The 1,129-nt window shown below is 29.3% G+C and carries 2 protein-coding genes and 1 pseudogene; all 3 read right to left on the reverse strand.

All coding sequences use genetic code 11. The annotated features are described in order from the left end of the window. Positions 1–229 precede the first annotated feature (229 nt). Positions 230–445, reverse strand: a pseudogene (locus tag KJA15_00005) (glycosyltransferase). A 21-nt stretch (positions 446–466) separates the two neighbouring features. Next, positions 467–655 carry a hypothetical protein gene (locus tag KJA15_00010; protein ID MBZ9571718.1) on the reverse strand — a complete coding sequence of 63 codons (189 nt, stop codon included), beginning with the start codon at positions 653–655 and terminating at the stop codon, positions 467–469. A 290-nt stretch (positions 656–945) separates the two neighbouring features. Beyond that, positions 946–1,129, reverse strand: a 184-nt coding sequence (locus KJA15_00015; protein MBZ9571719.1) for a hypothetical protein, incomplete at its 5' end; no start/stop codon positions are given.

The raw sequence follows: 1,129 nt of genomic DNA on the forward strand, positions 1-1,129 counted from the left end.
ACACTATACACCGAGCATTGAGCAATATTTTTTTTAATTGTTATTACAAGATTCACTGGATTTTTTCTCTAAGAATGTCAACGATTTTTTGGGCGGCTTTTCCATCACCATAAGGATTAATGGCTCTAAATATTTTATAATAAGGATAAGATAAAATACTCTTTACCTTATGCAATCGTAATTATTAATTGTCCGTTTTAGAATTCTAGGGGTTTGAAAATTCCTGATACTAAATCTTTTTTTTATGTAAAAATTTTGATCTACTTCTTGTACTTTCATATTTAGCTTTATGTATAATATAGGTATCACTAAAAAATACAACCTTCCATTCTCTTTCCCAAAATCTTCTGCAGCAATCCATATCTTCAATATAAAGAAAAAAGCATTCGTCCATTAGACCTACTTGTTTCAAAGCTTCCCTTCTAATAAACATTGCTGAGCCAAATACCCAATCAGCTTCTCTATTTTAATTAAAAACTAAATCACTTAATAAATGATTATCAATTATCTTTTTTGAGAAGGTAAAACGATTTAAGGGGGTTCTGTAAAATAATATATAAGGAAAATTCAAAAACTTTCGGCAGGATGTATGGATTCTCTCTTGACTATCTATCTGCTTCGGTCCTAAGAGTCCTATTGTTTTATTTTTCTCCATATGTTTTAGCATATGAGTAATTAAATCACCTTCAAGCCGTGTTTCTGGATTTAAGATAAAGACATATTTTCCCTTGCTTGGTTTTATTATACATAAACGATAGCTTAGGAAATATCATGAGTTATCCAAATTCATTTGACGAAGTACAATCGTTCATTAAGCTTAGCCTATATTCTTTGAAATAATGGATTATTGCTTTTAGCTTATAGAATTCAAGAACCACACCTCTCCCTTTTTATCGCTTCACAATTGTCTTTTTTAAAAAATTAGTCTCACTTACAAATAAGATGTTATTTAATATACCCCAATGATTTAAGAAGCTTTTTTTTGCGCTCGGGAATATTTTTCATAGAATTATTAATTTTATCAAGCGGAAAAACTCTTTTGCCAGTTTTGCTTTCCCAATAATGTATTTCATTGCGGAAGCGCTTAATAACTTCTTGATTTTCAAAAGCTAAATTTATAAATTCATAA

The sequence above is a fragment of the Patescibacteria group bacterium genome, assembly GCA_020148145.1.
In the GTDB taxonomy this organism is placed as follows: Bacteria; Patescibacteriota; Minisyncoccia; order Minisyncoccales; family JAHCRE01; genus JAHCRE01.